Origin of the sequence: Pseudomonas rhizophila (assembly GCF_003033885.1) — a bacterium.
In the GTDB taxonomy this organism is placed as follows: domain Bacteria; phylum Pseudomonadota; class Gammaproteobacteria; order Pseudomonadales; family Pseudomonadaceae; genus Aquipseudomonas; species Aquipseudomonas rhizophila.
On the sequence record NZ_CP024081.1, the window covers coordinates 5070135 to 5088150 of the forward strand.

Annotated in this window: 18 protein-coding genes; 4 read left to right on the plus strand and 14 right to left on the minus strand. The window is 60.3% G+C overall.

The genetic code is table 11. From position 1 onward, the window contains the following. Positions 1-40: 40 nt before the first annotated feature. From fkpB to murJ, 5 genes are all read right to left on the minus strand, one after another. Complete coding sequence (gene fkpB, locus CRX69_RS23545) at positions 41-484, minus strand: FKBP-type peptidyl-prolyl cis-trans isomerase (protein ID WP_047230170.1); 444 nt, start codon at positions 482-484, stop codon at positions 41-43. After that, positions 477-998 carry a signal peptidase II gene (lspA, locus tag CRX69_RS23550; RefSeq protein ID WP_047230169.1) on the minus strand — a complete coding sequence of 174 codons (522 nt, stop codon included), beginning with the start codon at positions 996-998 and terminating at the stop codon, positions 477-479. Before lspA ends, fkpB begins: the two co-directional genes overlap by 8 nt. Then, on the minus strand, positions 991-3822 hold the full coding sequence (ileS, locus tag CRX69_RS23555; RefSeq protein WP_076386388.1) for an isoleucine--tRNA ligase: 2832 nt from the start codon (positions 3820-3822) through the stop codon (positions 991-993). Before ileS ends, lspA begins: the two co-directional genes overlap by 8 nt. 13 nt (positions 3823-3835) lie before the next feature. After that, positions 3836-4774 (minus strand): bifunctional riboflavin kinase/FAD synthetase, encoded by a 939-nt coding sequence (gene ribF, locus CRX69_RS23560; protein ID WP_047230167.1) that lies wholly within the window; start codon positions 4772-4774, stop codon positions 3836-3838. Between the two features lie 130 nt (positions 4775-4904). Further along, positions 4905-6443 (minus strand): murein biosynthesis integral membrane protein MurJ, encoded by a 1539-nt coding sequence (gene murJ, locus CRX69_RS23565; RefSeq protein ID WP_076386390.1) that lies wholly within the window; start codon positions 6441-6443, stop codon positions 4905-4907. Between the two features lie 254 nt (positions 6444-6697). Between murJ and rpsT the strand changes: the two genes are divergently transcribed. Beyond that, complete coding sequence (rpsT, locus tag CRX69_RS23575; RefSeq protein ID WP_003185593.1) at positions 6698-6976, plus strand: 30S ribosomal protein S20; 279 nt, start codon at positions 6698-6700, stop codon at positions 6974-6976. Positions 6977-7158: 182 nt separating this feature from the next. Here rpsT and CRX69_RS23580 read toward each other — a convergent pair whose 3' ends face one another. The 5 genes from CRX69_RS23580 to rplU all read right to left on the minus strand — a co-directional run bounded on the left by CRX69_RS23580 (position 7159) and on the right by rplU (position 11051). Beyond that, a complete protein-coding gene (locus CRX69_RS23580; protein ID WP_076386392.1) occupies positions 7159-7623 on the minus strand; it encodes a CreA family protein in 465 nt (154 codons plus the stop codon). A gap of 9 nt (positions 7624-7632) precedes the next feature. Beyond that, complete coding sequence (gene proB / locus CRX69_RS23585; RefSeq protein WP_047230164.1) at positions 7633-8751, minus strand: glutamate 5-kinase; 1119 nt, start codon at positions 8749-8751, stop codon at positions 7633-7635. A 278-nt stretch (positions 8752-9029) separates the two neighbouring features. Next, the gene (cgtA, locus tag CRX69_RS23590) at positions 9030-10253 is read right to left on the minus strand and encodes an Obg family GTPase CgtA (protein WP_047230163.1); all 1224 of its coding nucleotides are present in this window, start codon (positions 10251-10253) and stop codon (positions 9030-9032) included. A gap of 190 nt (positions 10254-10443) precedes the next feature. Then, entirely contained in the window at positions 10444-10701 is a 258-nt protein-coding gene (rpmA, locus tag CRX69_RS23595; protein WP_003205738.1) for a 50S ribosomal protein L27, read from the minus strand. A gap of 35 nt (positions 10702-10736) precedes the next feature. Further along, positions 10737-11051, minus strand: coding sequence for a 50S ribosomal protein L21 (rplU, locus tag CRX69_RS23600; protein ID WP_003176051.1), 315 nt, complete (start codon positions 11049-11051; stop codon positions 10737-10739). A 239-nt stretch (positions 11052-11290) separates the two neighbouring features. Between rplU and CRX69_RS23605 the strand changes: the two genes are divergently transcribed. The 3 genes from CRX69_RS23605 (at position 11291) to CRX69_RS23615 (ending at position 13249) form a co-directional block, all read left to right on the plus strand. Further along, the gene (locus CRX69_RS23605) at positions 11291-12259 is read left to right on the plus strand and encodes a polyprenyl synthetase family protein (RefSeq protein ID WP_047230162.1); all 969 of its coding nucleotides are present in this window, start codon (positions 11291-11293) and stop codon (positions 12257-12259) included. 188 nt (positions 12260-12447) lie between these two features. Beyond that, positions 12448-12789 carry a zinc ribbon domain-containing protein YjdM gene (locus CRX69_RS23610; RefSeq protein ID WP_047230161.1) on the plus strand — a complete coding sequence of 114 codons (342 nt, stop codon included), beginning with the start codon at positions 12448-12450 and terminating at the stop codon, positions 12787-12789. A gap of 202 nt (positions 12790-12991) precedes the next feature. Then, the gene (locus tag CRX69_RS23615) at positions 12992-13249 is read left to right on the plus strand and encodes a PA4570 family protein (RefSeq protein ID WP_047230160.1); all 258 of its coding nucleotides are present in this window, start codon (positions 12992-12994) and stop codon (positions 13247-13249) included. Between the two features lie 127 nt (positions 13250-13376). Here CRX69_RS23615 and CRX69_RS23620 read toward each other — a convergent pair whose 3' ends face one another. The 4 genes from CRX69_RS23620 to CRX69_RS23640 all read right to left on the minus strand — a co-directional run bounded on the left by CRX69_RS23620 (position 13377) and on the right by CRX69_RS23640 (position 17947). After that, positions 13377-13994 carry a BamJ family beta-barrel-assembly machinery protein gene (locus CRX69_RS23620; RefSeq protein ID WP_025215564.1) on the minus strand — a complete coding sequence of 206 codons (618 nt, stop codon included), beginning with the start codon at positions 13992-13994 and terminating at the stop codon, positions 13377-13379. Positions 13995-14199: 205 nt separating this feature from the next. Next, positions 14200-14688, minus strand: a complete 489-nt coding sequence (locus CRX69_RS23625; RefSeq protein WP_047230159.1) for a TIGR00645 family protein — start codon at positions 14686-14688, stop codon at positions 14200-14202. Between the two features lie 132 nt (positions 14689-14820). Continuing rightward, complete coding sequence (locus CRX69_RS23630; protein WP_047230158.1) at positions 14821-15162, minus strand: PA4575 family protein; 342 nt, start codon at positions 15160-15162, stop codon at positions 14821-14823. Between the two features lie 346 nt (positions 15163-15508). Continuing rightward, on the minus strand, positions 15509-17947 hold the full coding sequence (locus tag CRX69_RS23640) for a Lon protease family protein (RefSeq protein ID WP_047230157.1): 2439 nt from the start codon (positions 17945-17947) through the stop codon (positions 15509-15511). Positions 17948-18016 lie beyond the last annotated feature (69 nt).

Here is an 18016-nt window from a genome sequence, read left to right on the forward strand (position 1 = left end):
AGGCTCGCTCCCACAGGTATGGTGGGGGCGGTAACTGCCGTTAAATCTCAACTGCCTTGACGTCGATGATTTCCACTTCGAAATTCAAGGTCTTGCCCGCCAACGGATGGTTGAAGTCCACGGTCACCTGGGCGTCGTCGAACGCCTTCACCACGCCCGGCAGTTCGGTATTGGCCGCATCGTTGAAGATCACCAGCAACCCTTCGGACAGTTCCATGTCCTGGAACTGCGAGCGTGGCATGGTCTGCACGTTTTGCGGGTTGGGCTGACCAAAGGCGTTTTCCGGTGGAACCACCACGGTGCGCTTGTCACCGGCCTTGAAACCGAAGATCGCCGCCTCGAAGCCCGGCAGCAGGTTGCCGTCGCCAACCTTGAACACGGCCGGAGCCTTGTCAAAGGTGCTGTCGACGGTGTCGCCGTTTTCCAGGTGCAGGGCGAAGTGAAGCTTCACTTCAGTGTTTTGAGCGATACGCTGCTCAGTCATGGACGGCTTCTCCGGGTTTCTTGCTCTTGAACATGTCCAGGGCGAGCATTACGGCGCCCACGGTGATGGCGCTGTCGGCAAAGTTGAACGCCGGGAAATACCAGCGGTTCTGCCAATGCACCAGGATGAAATCGATCACGTGGCCCAAGGCAATCCGGTCATAAAGATTGCCCAGCGCGCCCCCAAGCACCAATGCCAGCGCCACGGCCAGCCAGGTCTCATCGCGACCCAGGCGTTTGAGCCAGACCACCAGCACGCCGCTGACCACGACAGCGATCAGGGCGAACAGCCAGCGCTGCCAGCCCGAACTGTCGGCCAGGAAGCTGAACGCCGCGCCCGTGTTGTAAGCCAGGGTCCAGCTGAAGTAGTCGGGGATGACCACGATCTGCTGGTACATGGTCAGCGAGTTTTCGAAGTGGAACTTGCTGGCCTGGTCAATGACCAGCACCAGCAAGCTCAACCACAGCCAGCTCAGCCGGCCGAAACGGCTCGCCACGTTAGACGCACTAGGCATAGTGACGAACCTCACCAGTGCCGCTGATGTTGTCGACGCAACGGCCGCAGATCTCCGGATGCTCCGGATTCACGCCGACGTCTTCGCGGCAGTGCCAGCAACGGGCACACTTGGTGTGGTTCGACTTGACGATCTTCAGCTTCAGGCCGCTGACTTCAGTGACGACCGCATCGGCCGGCGCCTGCACCAACGGTGCGACACTGGCGGTGGAAGTGATCAGCACGAAACGCAGCTCGTTGCTCAGCTTGGCCAGATCGGCACTCAGGGCTTCTTCGGCGTAGAGCGTCACTTCGGCCTGCAGGTTGCCACCGACGGCCTTGGCCGCGCGCTGGATCTCCATTTCCTTGTTGACCGCCGCCTTGACCGCCATGATCCGGTCCCAATAGGTACGGTCCAGCTCGAAACCTTGCGGCAGTTCGGTCAGGCCTTCGTACCAGGTGTTGAGCATCACCGACTCGTTGCGCTCGCCCGGCAGGTACTGCCACAGCTCGTCGGCGGTAAATGCCAGGATCGGCGCGATCCAGCGCACCAGCGCTTCGCTGATGTGGAACAGCGCGGTCTGGCACGAACGGCGCGCCTTGCTGTTGGCGCCAGTGGTGTACTGACGGTCCTTGATGATGTCGAGGTAGAAACCACCCAGCTCCTGCACGCAGAAGTTGTGGATCTTGGAGTAGACGTTCCAGAAACGGTACTCACCGTAATGCTCCTGCAATTCGCGTTGCAGCAGCAGGGTACGGTCCACGGCCCAGCGGTCCAGCGCGAGCATTTCTTCGGCCGGCAGCAGGTCGGTGGCCGGGTTGAAACCGGTCAGGTTCGAGAGCAGGAAGCGCGCGGTGTTACGGATCCGCCGGTAGGCGTCCGCGCTGCGCTGCAGGATCTGCTCGGAAACGGCCATCTCCCCGGAATAGTCGGTGGAGGCGACCCACAAGCGCATGATGTCGGCGCCCAGGGTGTCGTTGACCTTCTGCGGGGCGATCACGTTGCCCAGGGACTTGGACATCTTGCGGCCGGACTCATCGACGGTGAAGCCGTGGGTCAGCAACTCGCGATACGGTGCGTGGTTGTCGATGGCGCAACCGGTCAGCAACGAGGAGTGGAACCAGCCGCGGTGCTGGTCCGAACCTTCCAGGTACAGGTCAGCACGCGGACCGGCTTCATGGCCCATCGGGTGCGAGCCACGCAGCACATGCCAGTGAGTGGTGCCGGAATCGAACCAGACGTCCAGGGTGTCGCTGATCTTGTCGTACAGCGGCGCTTCGTCGCCCAACAGTTCGGCGGCGTCCATCTTGAACCAGGCTTCGATGCCTTCGACTTCGACGCGCTTGGCCACCTCTTCCATCAGCTCGACGGTGCGAGGGTGCAGTTCGCCGCTTTCCTTGTTCAGGAAGAACGGGATCGGTACGCCCCAGTTACGCTGGCGGGAGATGCACCAGTCAGGACGGTTGGCGATCATCGAGTGCAGCCGCGCCTGGCCCCAGGCCGGCACGAACTTGGTGTCCTCAATGGCTTTGAGGGAGCGCTGGCGCAGGGTGTCGCCAGTGGCTGGCTGCTTGTCCATGCCGATGAACCACTGCGCGGTGGCGCGGTAGATCAGCGGAGTCTTGTGGCGCCAGCAGTGCATGTAGCTGTGTTCGATGACGGTGGTGTGCAGCAGCGCGCCGACTTCGGTCAGTTTGTCGACGATGGCCGGGTTGGCTTTCCAGATGAACTGGCCGCCAAAGAACTCCAGCGACGGCACGTACACGCCATTGCTCTGTACCGGGTTGAGGATGTCGTCGTTGACCATGCCGTACTTCTTGCAGGTCACGAAGTCGTCAACGCCATAGGCCGGCGCGGAGTGAACCACACCAGTGCCTGCGCCCAGCTCTACGTAGTCGGCCAGGTACACCGGCGACAGGCGGTCATAGAACGGATGACGGAAATTGATCAGTTCCAGCGTCGAACCTGGCGCGGTAGCCAGCACCGAGCCTTCGAGGTTGTAGCGGGCCAGGCAGGACTCGACCAGTTCTTCGGCCAATACCAGCAGCTTGTCGCCAACATCGACCAGGGCGTAGTTGAATTCCGGGTGAACGTTCAACGCCTGGTTGGCCGGGATGGTCCACGGGGTGGTGGTCCAGATCACGATCGACGCCGGTTTGCTCAGCTTGCCCAGGCCGAAAGCGGCGGCGAGCTTGTCTTCATCGGCGATCGGGAACGCGACGTCGATGGTCGACGACTTCTTGTTTTCGTACTCGACTTCCGCCTCGGCCAAGGCCGAACCGCAATCGAAGCACCAGTTCACGGGCTTGAGGCCCTTGAACACAAAGCCGCCCTCGACGATTTTCGCCAAGGCCCGGATTTCGCCGGCTTCGTTTTTGAAGTCCATGGTCTTGTAAGGGTTGGCGAAGTCGCCCAGCACGCCGAGGCGGATGAATTCGGACTTCTGCCCTTCGATCTGCTCGGTGGCGTAGGCACGACACAATTCGCGAGTCTTGTCCGCGCCCAGGTTCTTGCCGTGGGTCACTTCAACCTTGTGCTCGATCGGCAGGCCATGGCAATCCCAGCCCGGGATATACGGCGCGTCGAAACCCGACAGGGTCTTGGAGCGCACGATCATGTCCTTGAGAATCTTGTTCAACGCGTGACCGATGTGGATCGTGCCGTTGGCGTACGGAGGGCCGTCGTGCAGGACGAACTTCGGACGATCCTTGCCAATCTCGCGCAACTTTCCGTACAGGCCAATGCTGTCCCAACGCTGCAGAATCTGTGGTTCGCGCTGAGGCAGGCCGGCCTTCATAGGGAAGGCGGTGTCCGGAAGGTTTAGCGTGGCTTTATAGTCGGTCATTTAAGGCTCTTCATTAGCGATTGGCGCTGGTTGCGACAAGGGCACGGGCGGCGGCGATATCTGCATGGATCGCCGTCTTGAGCGCCTCCAGAGAGGCAAAACGCTGCTCTTCACGCAGCTTTTGGTGGAAAACCACCGTCAAACGCCGGTCATACAGATCGCCGGCAAAATCCAGAACATGTACTTCGAGGTGGGCCTTGCCATCCCCTTGGACCGTGGGCCGGACGCCGATATTGGCGACACCGGGCCAGGTCTTGCCGTCGATCTCGACACTCACCAGGAACACCCCGGTCAGCGGTACACGACGACGCTTGAGTTGCACGTTGGCCGTCGGCGTGCCCAGTTGGCGCGCCAGTTTCTGCCCGTGCAGGATCCGTCCGGCAATCCGGTATGGCCGGCCGAGCAAACGCTCGGCCAATTCGAAGTCGGCAGCCGCCAGGGCATTGCGGACCTGGGTACTGCTGACGCGCATGCCATCCATCTCGACGGTCTGCGCCGCTTCGACGGTAAAGCCCCGGGCCTTGCCGGCCTGTTGCAGGTAATCGAAATCCCCTGCCCGGTCGCAGCCGAAACGGAAATCATCACCGACTTCCAGATGTTTTATGTCCAGACCGCCCACCAGGATGGTCTCGACGAATTCGGCGGCACTGAGTTTGCTCAGGCGCTGATTGAAGGCCAGGCACAAGACCCGGTCGACGCCTTCGGCGGCCAGCAGATGCAGCTTGTCCCGCAGCCGGGCCAGACGGGCCGGCGCGGTGTCCGGGGCGAAAAACTCCCGGGGTTGCGGCTCGAAGATCACCACGCAACTGGGCACGCCCAATTCCTGGGCACGCTCGCGCAACCGCGCCAGGATAGCCTGGTGGCCACGGTGAACACCGTCAAAGTTGCCAATAGTGGCGACACAGCCCCGATGCTGGGGGCGCAGGTTGTGGAGGCCTCGAACCAGCTGCATAACGCGCTTCTTGCTCATAAAGTGGCCGATTATAACCACACCCGGCGGCCGACGACAGGCAACACCGTAACCCAAAGTGATCGAGCCGACAAAACCACTGCCCGGCCCGGGATTATCGAGGGTAAACCCCTCAGCTCAAGCCCTTGCGGTTGAAGTCGCGCAGGCGAAAGCCCATCAGCAGCAGCATGCCGAAATACGCCACCACACCCGCCGCGACCAGTACACCCAGGCGCAGGAAACGCTCGAGCATCTGTCCTTCACCCCAGGCTGGCATGAAATGCATCGCCCCCAGCAGCACCGCCGACATCACCCCCACGGCCACCAGCAGCTTGAGGCCGAACTTGCCCCAGCCCGGCTGCGGCTGATACATCTTCTGCTTGCGCAGTTGGTAAAACAGCAGCCCGGCGTTGAGGCACGCGCCGGCACTGATCGCCAGGGCCAGGCCAGCGTGGGCCAGCGGGCCGATCAGCAACAGGTTGAACAATTGGGTCATCACCAGGGTAAAAATGGCGATTTTCACCGGCGTGCGAATGTTCTGCTGGGCGTAGAAGCCTGGCGCCAGCACCTTGATCACAATGATCCCGAGCAAGCCCACCGAGTAAGCGATCAGCGCACGCTGGGTCATCAGCGCGTCAAAAGCGTTGAACTGGCCGTACTGGAACAACGAGACGGTCAGCGGCTCGGCCAGGATGCCCAGCGCCAGGGCACAAGGCAACACCAGCACGAAGCACAGGCGCAGGCCCCAGTCGAGGATGCGCGAGTACTCCTGGCGGTCCTGGCTGGCGTAAGTCTTGGCCAGGGTCGGCAACAGGATCGTGCCCAGGGCCACGCCCAACACACCGGACGGCAACTCCATGAGGCGGTCGGCGTAGTACATCCACGACACCGAGCCGGCCACCAGGAACGAGGCGAAAATGGTGTTGATGATCAGGGAAATCTGACTCACCGAAACCCCGAGGATCGCCGGCAACATCTGCTTCATCACCCGCCACACGCCGCTGTCGCGCAGATTCAGGCGCGGCAGCACCAGCATGCCGATTTTCTTCAGGTGAGGCAGCTGATACAGCAACTGCGCCAGGCCACCCACCAGCACCGCCCAACCAAGTGCCATCACCGGCGGGTCGAAGTACGGTGTCAGGAACACCGCAAAGACGATCATGCTGACGTTGAGCAGGGTCGGCACGAAGGCTGGCACCGAGAAACGGTTCCAGGTATTGAGGATCGCCCCGGCCAGGGACGACAGGGAAATCAGCAATATATAAGGAAAGGTCACCCGCAACAGGTCCGAGGTGAGCTGGAATTTTTCCGGGGTATCGGTAAAACCCGGAGCCGTGGCCCAGATCACCCAGGGCGCGGCGAGCATGCCGGCGACCGTAACCAGCGCCAGCACCAGCGTCAGCAAACCCGTGACGTAGGCAATGAACGTGCGGGTCGCTTCGTCGCCTTTCTGGCTTTTATATTCCGCCAGGATCGGTACGAAGGCTTGGGAAAACGCCCCTTCGGCGAAGATTCGCCGCAACAGATTGGGCAACTTGAAGGCGATGAAGAAGGCGTCGGTGGCCATCCCGGCACCGAATATCCGAGCGATCAGCGTGTCACGAACGAACCCCAGGACGCGTGAAAGCATCGTGATAGAGCTGACGGCAGCCAACGATTTGAGCAGATTCATGAAAAGAGTTTTTGCCTGTCGATAAACAGCAGGCGAACAACGCGCCCACTTATGCGATACTCCGCGCCGCTAAACAGTGCAGAGCCAAAGCCCGCGAGTTTACAGGTCGCACGCCGGAAAGAAATCATCCGGTGCGTTGTACCTGCCATTCAGCGGAACGCGTCACCCGCCCTTGACAAGACATCAACTCATCGGCATGATTCGCGGCCTATTTTGTTTGCTATTTCCTAAAAAGTCTTTCGAGGAGCTCGACGGTGGCCAACACACCTTCCGCCAAAAAACGTGCAAAACAGGCTGAGAAGCGTCGCAGCCACAACGCCAGCCTGCGTTCCATGGTCCGTACCTACATCAAAAACGTAGTTAAGGCCATCGACGCAAAAGACGCTGAAAAAGCACAAGCTGCTTACGTTCTGGCTGTGCCAGTTATCGACCGTATGGCCGATAAAGGCATCATCCACAAGAACAAGGCTGCTCGCCATAAGAGCCGCCTGAATGGCCACGTAAAGGCCCTGAACGTTGCCGCTGCTGCCTAAGCGACGCGCTCGTTAAAAAACCGACCTTAGGGTCGGTTTTTTATTGCCTGGGATTTACCACACATACCGCAAAAAAATGTGGGAGCGAGCCTGCTCGCGATAGCTGACTAACACTCAATACAAGTTGACTGTTATATAGCTATCGCGAGCAGGCTCGCTCCCACACTGGGATTTGCCTCAGGTTATTGGGTACGAGCCCACGGCAGGATCGGGATCGCCGTCACCGCATTCTGCGGACTGCCTTCGATCACACGGTCGCTGTAGACCAGGTACACCAGCGTATTACGCTTCTTGTCGAGGAAGCGCACCACCTGCATGGTCTTGAATACCAACGACGTGCGCTCCCTGAACACCTCCTCGCCGTCCTTGAGCTCCCCCTTGAAGCTGATGGGGCCGACCTGGCGGCAGGCAATGGATGCCTCGGCGCGATCCTCAGCCAGACCCAGGCCGCCCTTCACACCACCGGTCTTGGCCCGGGACAGATAACACGTCACCCCGTCCACCTTCGGATCATCGAAGGCCTCAACGACGATCCGGTCATTTGGCCCGACAAACTTGAACACCGTCGACACTTGGCCAATTTCCTCGGCCGAGGCCAGCAGCGGCAATGCCACCAGCAAGCCGATCAATCCTTTTGCCAAACCCATGATTTTTCCTTAGACGAGAATCAGGTTGTCACGGTGAACCAGCTCTGGCTCGGCCATGTAACCCAACAGACCGACAATCGCATCAGACGATTGACCGATGATTTTTTGTGCTTCGAGCGCGCTGTAGTTGGCCAGGCCGCGAGCGATTTCGCGACCATCCGGCGCCACGCACACCACCATTTCGCCGCGACGAAAACTGCCCTGGACCAGCTTCACGCCCACCGGCAGCAGACTTTTATTGCCTTGGGACAGCGCCGACACCGCCCCCGCATCCAGCACCAGCGTGCCACGGGTTTGCAGATGCCCGGCCAGCCATTGCTTGCGCGCCGCCAGCATGCCGCGCTCAGGGGACAACAATGTGCCGATGCGCTCGCCCGCCTTCAGGCGATCCAGCACTCGCTCCAGCCGACCACCGACAATGATGGTGTGAGCCCCGGAGCGAGCAGCCAGACGGGCGGCGCGCAGCTTGGTCTGCATGCCGCCACGCCCCAGCGCACCACCGGTACCGCCTGCCACCGCGTCCAGCGCCGGATCATCGGCACGGGCTTCGTAGATCAGCTTGGCATCAGGATTGTTGCGCGGGTCGGCGTCGAACATGCCGTCGCGATCCGTGAGAATCACCAGCAGGTCCGCTTCCACCAGGTTCGCCACTAACGCGGCCAGGGTGTCGTTGTCGCCGAAACGAATCTCGTCGGTAACCACAGTGTCGTTTTCGTTGATCACCGGGATGACTTTCAGCTCGACCAGCGCCCGCAAGGTACTGCGGGCATTGAGGTAGCGCTTGCGGTCGGACAGGTCGTCATGAGTCAGCAGGATCTGCGCCGTATGGCGACCGTGCTCGGCAAAGCTCGACTCCCAGGCCTGCACCAGCCCCATCTGACCGATGGCGGCAGCGGCCTGCAACTCGTGCATCGCGCTGGGTCGCGATGTCCAGCCCAACCGGCTCATGCCAGCGGCTACAGCCCCCGAAGAGACCAAGACCAGTTCGACGCCAGCCTCATGCAAAGCCACCATCTGCTCGACCCACACCGCCATTGCCTTGCGATCCAGGCCCTTGCCATCCGCCGTCAGCAATGCGCTGCCGATCTTCACGACCCAGCGCTGCGCACCCGTCACCTTGCTCCGCATCATCTTCAACCTTTGCCAGCGAACGGCGCGACCCAGCACCGCCCATGGGATTATTCGTATTTGCGTTTTACAGATACCAAAACGCCGCTCGAATGAGCGGCGCCTTGGAAACCGGCTGGTTGCGATGATAACACCGCGCTGAAACACTTAAACCTGTGGGAGCGAGCTTGCTCGCGATTGCATTGGGTCAGCAATATTGATACCGGCTGTCACACCGCTATCGCGAGCAAGCTCGCTCCCACAGGTCCTGGCTTCAACTGAGTGACATCAGCACACGATCAGTCGCGAACGTAGATGATTTCCGGACCGTCTTCGTCATCCACGTCTTCTTCGTCCCAATCGTCGTCACCGATGTCATGGACCGACTTCACGCCGCTACGACGCAGGGCACGCTGATCATCCAGCGCCTGCAACTGAGCACGCGCCTCGTCTTCGATACGCTGATCGAGCTCGGCCAGTTCTTCCTTGTAGGCAGGGTCATTGGCCAGGCGATCGGCACGATCTTCCATGTAACGCATGATGTCGTGGCACAGGCGCTCGGTGCCTTCTTTGGCAATGGCCGAGATCACGTAGACCGGACCTTCCCACTCCAGGCGATCGACGATTTCCTTGACCCGCTCCTCGTGCTCTTCTTCGAGGATCTGGTCGCACTTGTTCAGCACCAACCAGCGATCACGCTCTGCCAGGGCCGGGCTGAACTTGGTCAGCTCGCTGACAATGACTTCGGCCGCATCAGCAGCACTGGTTTCATCCAGCGGCGCCATGTCCACGAGGTGCAGCAACAGCCGGGTACGGGACAAGTGCTTGAGGAAGCGAATCCCCAGGCCGGCGCCATCGGACGCACCTTCGATCAGCCCCGGAATGTCCGCAACCACAAAGCTCTTCCAGCGGTCGACACTGACCACGCCCAGGTTCGGCACCAGAGTGGTGAACGGGTAATCGGCGACTTTCGGCTTGGCTGCCGATACCGAGCGAATGAAGGTGCTCTTGCCTGCGTTCGGCAGACCCAGCAGGCCCACGTCGGCCAGCACTTTCATTTCCAGCTTCAGGTCACGCTGCTCGCCCGGCTTGCCTGGCGTGGTCTGGCGCGGCGCACGGTTGGTACTGGACTTGAAACGGGTGTTACCCAGACCGTGCCAGCCACCATGTGCCACCAGCAGACGCTGGCCAGCCTTGGTCAGGTCGCCAATGACTTCCTGGGTGGCGGAGTCGATCACCGTGGTGCCGACCGGCACGCGCAGGATCAGGTCTTCGCCCTTTTTGCCGGTGCAGTCTGTGCTGCCGCCGTTGGAGCCACGCTCGGCATCGAAGTGACGGGTATAACGGTAGTCCACCAGGGTGTTGAGGTTTTCGTCGGCGAGCATGTAGATCGAGCCGCCATCGCCGCCGTCACCACCGTTCGGACCACCGTTCTCAATGAATTTTTCTCGACGGAAACTCATGCAACCATTGCCGCCGTCGCCGGCCTTTACTCGAATCGATACTTCATCAACAAACTTCATGACACACGCCTCTCGCCATACGGACGAGCCAAAAAAACAAGACATAAGACTCTTGCAAAAATGAGCGCAGCGACCTGATGACACGCCCCAACCGCAGCGCCGACAGCCCATACAAACAGTTTTGCAAGAGACTCACCCCACAAACGAAAAAGCCCCGTCGCAAGACAGGGCTTTTCCAGCGGTCTCGCAATTAAGCTGCGATAACGCTTACGTAACGACGACCGAAGGCGCCTTTTACTTCGAACTTGATCACGCCTTCGACTTTAGCGAAGAGGGTGTGATCCTTACCCATGCCTACGCCGTAGCCAGCGTGGAATTGGGTGCCGCGCTGACGCACGATGATGTTGCCCGCTTTGATAGCCTGGCCGCCATACATCTTGACGCCAAGGCGTTTGGCTTCTGAGTCGCGACCGTTACGGGTACTACCACCAGCTTTTTTGTGTGCCATGAGTTCAATTCTCCTAGTGAGGAATTAGGCTGAAATTAAGCCTGAATACCGGTGATTTTGATCTCGGTGTACCACTGGCGGTGGCCCATACGCTTCATGTGGTGCTTACGGCGACGGAACTTGATGATGCGGACTTTATCGTGACGACCTTGGGAGATCACTTCAGCCACAACGGTAGCGCCAGCAACGACTGGAGCGCCGATATTCACGTCATCGCCATTGGCGACCAACAGAACGCGATCAAAAGTCACGGATTCGCCAGTAGCGATTTCCAGTTTTTCGATCTTCAGGTATTCACCTGGGGCGACCTTGTATTGCTTGCCACCAGTAACAATTACTGCGTACGACATGGTATTTCTCCGATAATCCTGCTCACCCAGCGCTTTATAAGAAGAGGTATTGGCTGGCATGGCTGCATGGGCTGGAAGGCCCGGATGCAATTGCGTAAGGCAGGTGCTGCCCAGGAAGTTCAGGGTGCGCGATTGTACGCAAGCCGCAAGCGCCTTGCAAGAGGCCGTCCATCGCGCCTTGACAGGCCCAGGCGTGGGTCCTAGCATGCCGCGCAACCCTTCTGGAGCACCTGTCGCTGATGCAACCCCAAGCTTTCTACCGCGCGGTGGCGGACGATTTTAGCGCCGTCGACGGCATCATCAAGAAGCAGCTGACTTCCCGAGTGCCGCTGGTATCGAAAATCGGCGATTACATTACTTCGGCCGGGGGCAAACGCCTGCGTCCTTTGTTGGTGCTGTTGTGTGGCAAGGCCTTGGGCCGCGAAGGCGACGACATGCGCCTGCTGGCCGCCACCATCGAATTCCTGCACACCGCGACCCTGCTGCATGACGACGTGGTCGACATGTCCGGCATGCGCCGCGGCCGCTCGACCGCCAACGCCATGTGGGGCAACGCCCCAAGCGTGCTGGTGGGCGACTTCCTGTATTCGCGCTCGTTCGAAATGATGGTCGAGCTGGGCTCGATGCCGGTGATGAAGATCCTGTCCCAGGCCACGCGCATCATCGCCGAAGGCGAAGTGCTGCAGCTGTCCAAGGTGCGCGACGCCAGCACCACGGAAGAAACCTATATGGAAGTCATCCGCGGCAAGACGGCGATGCTCTTCGAAGCCTCGACCCACAGCGCCGCCGCCCTGGCCGGCGCCAGCGCCGAGCAAAGCGAAGCGTTGCGCACCTTTGGCGATCACCTGGGCGTGGCCTTCCAGTTGGTGGACGACCTGCTGGACTACAAGGGCGACGCCGAGACTTTGGGCAAGAACGTCGGGGACGACCTGGCCGAAGGCAAGCCGACCCTGCCGCTGATCTACACCATGCGCGAAGGCACCCCTGAGCAGGCAGCACTGGTACGCCAGGCGATCCAGAAAGGCGGGATCGAAGACCTGGAGAGCATCCGGGAAGCGGTTGAAGCCTCCGGCTCGCTGGACTACACCGCGAACCTGGCCCGTGACTACGTCGCCCGCGCGATCAAATGCCTCGACGCCCTGCCGGCCAGCGAATACCGCGATGCGCTGGTGGAACTGAGCGAGTTTGCGGTGGCTCGCACCCATTGATGGCATGAAGCCCCTGTGGGAGCGAGCTTGCTCGCGATAGCGTTGGGTCAGTAAGCTTGATGCTGATTGGCAGACCGCTATCGCGAGCAAGCTCGCTCCCACAAGGGTATTTCACTGCCCTGCCCTTCGCGGCCTAAAACCCTATATAATGTGCGCCCTTTTACCCTCCTGATACCCAAGGAACCTTAGTGAGCACGTTGCCTCCCTGCCCGAAATGCAATTCCGAATACACCTACGAAGACGGTACTCAACTGGTCTGCCCGGAGTGTGCCCACGAATGGTCTGCCAGCGGTGACGCTGAAACGGCGTCCGATGAGACGGTGAAGAAGGATTCGGTCGGCAATGTCCTGCAGGACGGCGACACCATCACCGTGATCAAGGACCTGAAGGTCAAAGGCACGTCGCTGGTGGTCAAGGTGGGCACCAAGGTCAAGAACATCCGTTTGTGCGATGGTGATCACGACATCGACTGCAAGATCGACGGCATCGGCCCGATGAAGCTCAAGTCCGAGTTCGTCAGAAAAGTCTGAGCCGTGCGTATTCCATCCCACGCCCCGCGTGGGATGGTGCTTCACCCTCCCCGCTCCACCCCCCGTTTACGCCTCCGAGCCAAGCGCGAGCCGATTGAGCTGCCGCAACCCACCGTCAGAAAAACAATTCGAAAACCAATAGAGCCTTGCTATTTAGCGAATAAGAATTATTCTCATAACGCCCATCAAGGAGATGAGAACCATGACTTATTTGATCGATGCCTGGCTGGACCGCCCACACCCTTACCTGAGAATCCTGCATCGGGAAACCGGGGAAGTCTGTGCGGTGCTTGAAGAAGAAGCCCTGAACGAACTGCAGGACCAGGGGGATCTGGACCTCAACAGCCTCAATTCCAGCGAGCCGCTGGTGCTCAAGGAACTGGTGCGCAATCTGTTCCTGTTCTGTTACGCCCGGGCGTTGCGCCCTACGGCGGATTTCAATGGCAGGTTTCATGGATGAAGCGCGCAAACCCTGTGGGAGCGAGCCTGCTCGCGATAGCGGTGTGACACTCAACATCAATATTGACTGACCGACCGTCATCGCGAGCAGGCTCGCTCCCACAAAAGCCTGCTTAAGCGTTGATGCCTTACAGAACGTCCAACAGCTCGACGTCAAACACCAGTACGCTGTGCGGCGGAATGCTGCCAACGCCTTGAGCGCCGTAGGCCAGTTCGCTTGGCACGTACAAACGCCATTTGCTGCCGGCGTTCATCAATTGCAGGGCTTCGGTCCAGCCTGGGATCACGCCACCCACCGGGAATTCGGCAGGCTGGCCACGATCGTAGGAGCTGTCGAACACAGTGCCATCGATCAGGGTGCCATGGTAATGGGTACGCACCTGGTCTTCACGGCTCGGCTTGGCGCCTTCGCCCTGAGTCAGCACTTCAAATTGCAGGCCCGAGGCCAGGGTGGTGATGCCTTCGCGCTTGGCATTTTCAGCCAGGAATGCACGACCTTCGCCAGCGGCGGCTTCTGCCTTGGCGGCAGCTTCGGCCTGCATGATTTCGCGAATGACTTTGAAGCTGGCGGACATCTCGTCCTGGCCCACACGGCTCGGCTTGCCGGCGAAAGCGTCGGTCAGGCCAGCCAGGATTGCGTCCAGGCTCACGCCCGGTGGCGGGTTGTCGCGCAGTTGGTCACCCAACTGACGGCCAATGCCGTAGCTGACGCGGGTTTCGTCGGTGGACAGGTTAACTTCGGACATGATGCTGCTCCGCTGTGCGGACGGCTCGGGAATTTGCCGTGCTTGACACAGCGTCTCCCGGAGCGCCCGGAACCAAAAGGGCGAGCAGACTAGCACAGATGCCGCAGCGGGTGACGAGCCCCCTGATCAAAGCGCCGCCACCAGAAACGACAACGCCCGCCTGCTTTGCAACAGACGGGCGGTGCGCCGCAGCGATGAACGGACCTCAGTGCTTGGTCAGTTTATCCAGGTAACCCATGGCAAACGCCGAAACCACGAAGGTCATGTGGATGATCACGTACCACATCAGGTGCTCGGGATCGACGTTCTTGGCATCCATGAAGATGCGCAGCAGGTGAATCGAGGAAATGGCAACGATCGAGGCCGCGACCTTCATCTTCAGCGAGGACGAATCCATGGTCCCGAGCCAGTTGAGCTTTTCCTTGTCGGAATCGATGTCCAGTTGCGAGACGAAGTTCTCGTAGCCGGAAATCATCACCATCACCAACAGGCCGCCCACCAGCGCCATGTCGATCAGCGACAGCAGCACCAGAATCAGCTCGGATTCGGCCATGGCAAACACATTGGGAATGATGTGAAAGACTTCCTGGAAGAACTTCAGGGCCAGGGCCAGCAAGCCGAGGGACAGCCCGAAATAGATCGGCGCCAGCAGCCAACGGGAGGCGTACATTGCATTTTCGATAAAGCGTTCCATTGAGTCTCACACCAGGGCTGAAAAATCGCGGCGAGTATATCAGTCACGACCTGGGTCATAAACGCCAGGCCCATCCGCGACTTCAGCCCTTGGAGCTAAACCGTACTGCCAGCGCCCGCACGATGACGGCTTTCAATGCAACGGGCGAAACTCGAAGCCGTCGACGCTGCGACAACGGCCTCCATTGATTTCCCGCAATTGGGCCTGCATGTGCAGGCACCAGATCTGCGGGTCGTCGGCCAGCTCATAACCATGCGTTGTCAGGCTTTGCACAATGGTGTCGAGAATGGACTCCGCGGCATTCGGGCCGGGAAAAGGGCCTTGGGCCTTGATGGCCGAAGGTTGTTCGCCAGCCATTCCGGCGGCGAAGAGCAAGGTCCACATACCGGTATCTCCCGCCAGCGGACGGATGGCGCATTCGATACGGGTCACAAGACCCAGGCATTGACGAGTGAGGCAAAGGTTGCGCGACATGGCGGCGCCCCTCGATAGATCCGGTATTCAGCCTCAGGACAAGGCTGTTTCGATCCGATGATGGCTCTCGTTATCCTTGAACTGAGGATAGAAGAAAAGTTCCGGCCGCAAGTCCCGCCGAGACCAGAATGCGCCGAATGGTCATAGTGTGAATATTGACGCCAAAGTGGTGGCACTTTTTAGCCATCACCACAAACAATTGTGGGAGCGAGCCTGTGGGAGCAAAGCTCGCTCGCGATGACGTCGTCACAGACAACACCTCTGTTGGCTGTAAAACCGCTATCGCGAGCAAGCTTTGCTCCCACAAAGCTCGCTCCCACATTGACTTACTCCGACCTGGAACGCATCAAGCCGGCTTGGCCTCCGCCAGCGCCTGTTGCGCCAGTTCCTTTTCCGCTTCCTTGATGTCGTCTTCGCTGATCATCTCCGCGATCACCCGCAGCCGTTCCACCACCCGGGCATTGACGCTCCCTTCGGGGAACTCACCGTTTTCATCCGGCTCGCCGGCCGGCTCACCCACCAGCAGGCTCAGGGCTTCGTCGGCCTGGCGCACCGCATAAACGTGGAACTGCCCGGCGCGCACGGCGGCGAGCACCTTCTCGTCGAGCATCAGGGTGGCGACGTTGGCCTGGGGGATGATCGCCCCCTGCTCGCCGGTCAGCCCACGGGCTTCACAAAGGCGGAAGAAACCTTCGATCTTCTCGTTGACCCCGCCCACCGCCTGCACTTCACCGAACTGGTTGATCGAGCCGGTGATAGCGAAACACTGCTTGAGCGGCGTCTTCGACAAGGCAGAAATCAGCGTGCACGCTTCTCCCAGGGACGCGCTGTCGCCGTCCACGTAGCCGTAGGATTGCTCCAGGGCGATGCTGGCCGAGATCGCCAGAGGAAACTCCTGGGCGTACCGGCTGCCCAGGTAACCGGTGAGGATCATCACGCCCTTGGAGTGGATCGGCTGGCCGAGGTTGACCTCTCGCTCGATGTCGACGATGCCGCTGCCGCCGGGGTAGACCGTGGCGGAAATCCGCGCGGGCACGCCGAACGCCGAATCCCCCACCTCCAGCACCGTCAAGCCGTTGCACTTGCCTACGGCCGCGCCGTCGGTGTCGATCAGGATGATTCCCGCCAGCATGTCGTCGAGGATCCGCGCCGAGACGCGCCCGGTGCGGGTGGCCTTGGCCTTGAGGGCGCGTTCGATGTGACCGGCATCAGTCATCTCGTCACCGGCCAACTGACGAATGAAATCCGCCTCGCTGACCAGCTGGAACAGATCGCCAATCCGCGCCGACAAACGCCCCTGATGTTCGGCCAGGCGCGCACTGTAGGTGGCCAGGCGCGCCACCGCATCGGCGGTCAACGGGGCCATGCCCTCCTCCGAAGTACGGGTCTTGAGCAACTGGGCGAACTGCTCCAGGCTTTCATCCCCCATCGGAATGTCTTCGTCGAAATCCACCAGCACGCGAAACATTTCCTGGAAGTCCGAATCCAGGTCCTGCAAGGCGTAGTAGAGCTGGCGGGCGCCGATGATCACCACTTTGACTTGCAGTGGAATGTGCTGCGGGGTCAGGGTGACCGTGGCCAGACGACCCAGCTCGCCCAGTGGCGACTCCATTTTCAGTTTGCGCGATTGCAGGGCACGTTTTAGTGCATCCCACACGAACGGCTCGCCAAGCATTTTTTCTGCTTCAAGGATCAGGAAACCACCGTTGGCCCGGTGCAACGCCCCCGGGCGCAGTTGTCGATAGGTGGTGTAGAGCGCGCCCTGGTCAGTGCTGTATTCAATGCGCCCAAACAGGTTGTCGTAGGTCGGGTGCGGTTCAAACACCACCGGCGCGCCACCGCTGGTTGGGTGCCCTACCATCAGGCTCGGGGCGTATTGCTCCTCCAGGAGCTTGCGGGCAATGGCGTCGGTCTTGCTGTCGTCCACCAACTGCTCGACCACCGTTTTGAGCAAGTAGACCTGCATGGCTTGCAAGTAGCCGCAGACCGCGGCGTTCTCTGCGTACTTTTCCGACAGCGGCGCCAGCAACGGTTGCAGGGCCAGGGTGATGGTTTCTTCGTTAAGTTGACGCAACTGGTTGCTGGACTCGCGCTTCCACTGCGGCAGGCTGGCGAGCTCTTCGTTCAGGCGTTCTTCCAGGCCCGAGATGTCGTCATGAAAACGCTCGCGCTCGGACTCCGGCAACTGGGCGAATTCCGCTTCGTCCAGGGCCTTGCCCTCGCTCATCGGCGTGAAGGCGATGTTGCTGCTGTCACGGTACAGGGCGACATCCTTCTCCAGCGCCAGGCGCTCGATGACATCCAGGGCGCGGTCGTAGCGCTGGTTGAAAGCACGGTCGATGGCGCTTTTTTTCTGTTGATAGGACGGATGCTCGAACACCGCCGGGAAAGTCGCCAGCAGGTTGTCGATCAGGCCGTTGATGTCGGCGATGAAAGCCCCCGCCGTACCCGATGGCAGCTCCAGGGCGCGGGGTTCGCGGGGCTCATCGAAATTATTGACGTAGACCCAGTCCGCCGGGGTCTGCATACGCTTGCCTTCGGCCTTGAGATAACGCTTTACGAACGAAAACCGGCCAGTGCCGGGCTCTCCCATGACAAATACGTTGTAACCGGGGCGCGGCATGGCCACGCCGAACTGCAATGCTTCGACCGCACGCTCCTGGCCAAGCACACCGCGGAAGGGTTCCAGATCATTGGTGGTAGAGAAGCTGAACTGTTCAGCGGAAAACGGGCGGGTCAGCGCTTCGGGCGCTAGACGCAAGCTGGCAGCAACAGGATCAGGCATCGGGCTTCCTTACATCAGGCGGGGCAGATAGCGGCATTCTGGCGCTGCCTGCACCTGACTGGCAAGAAG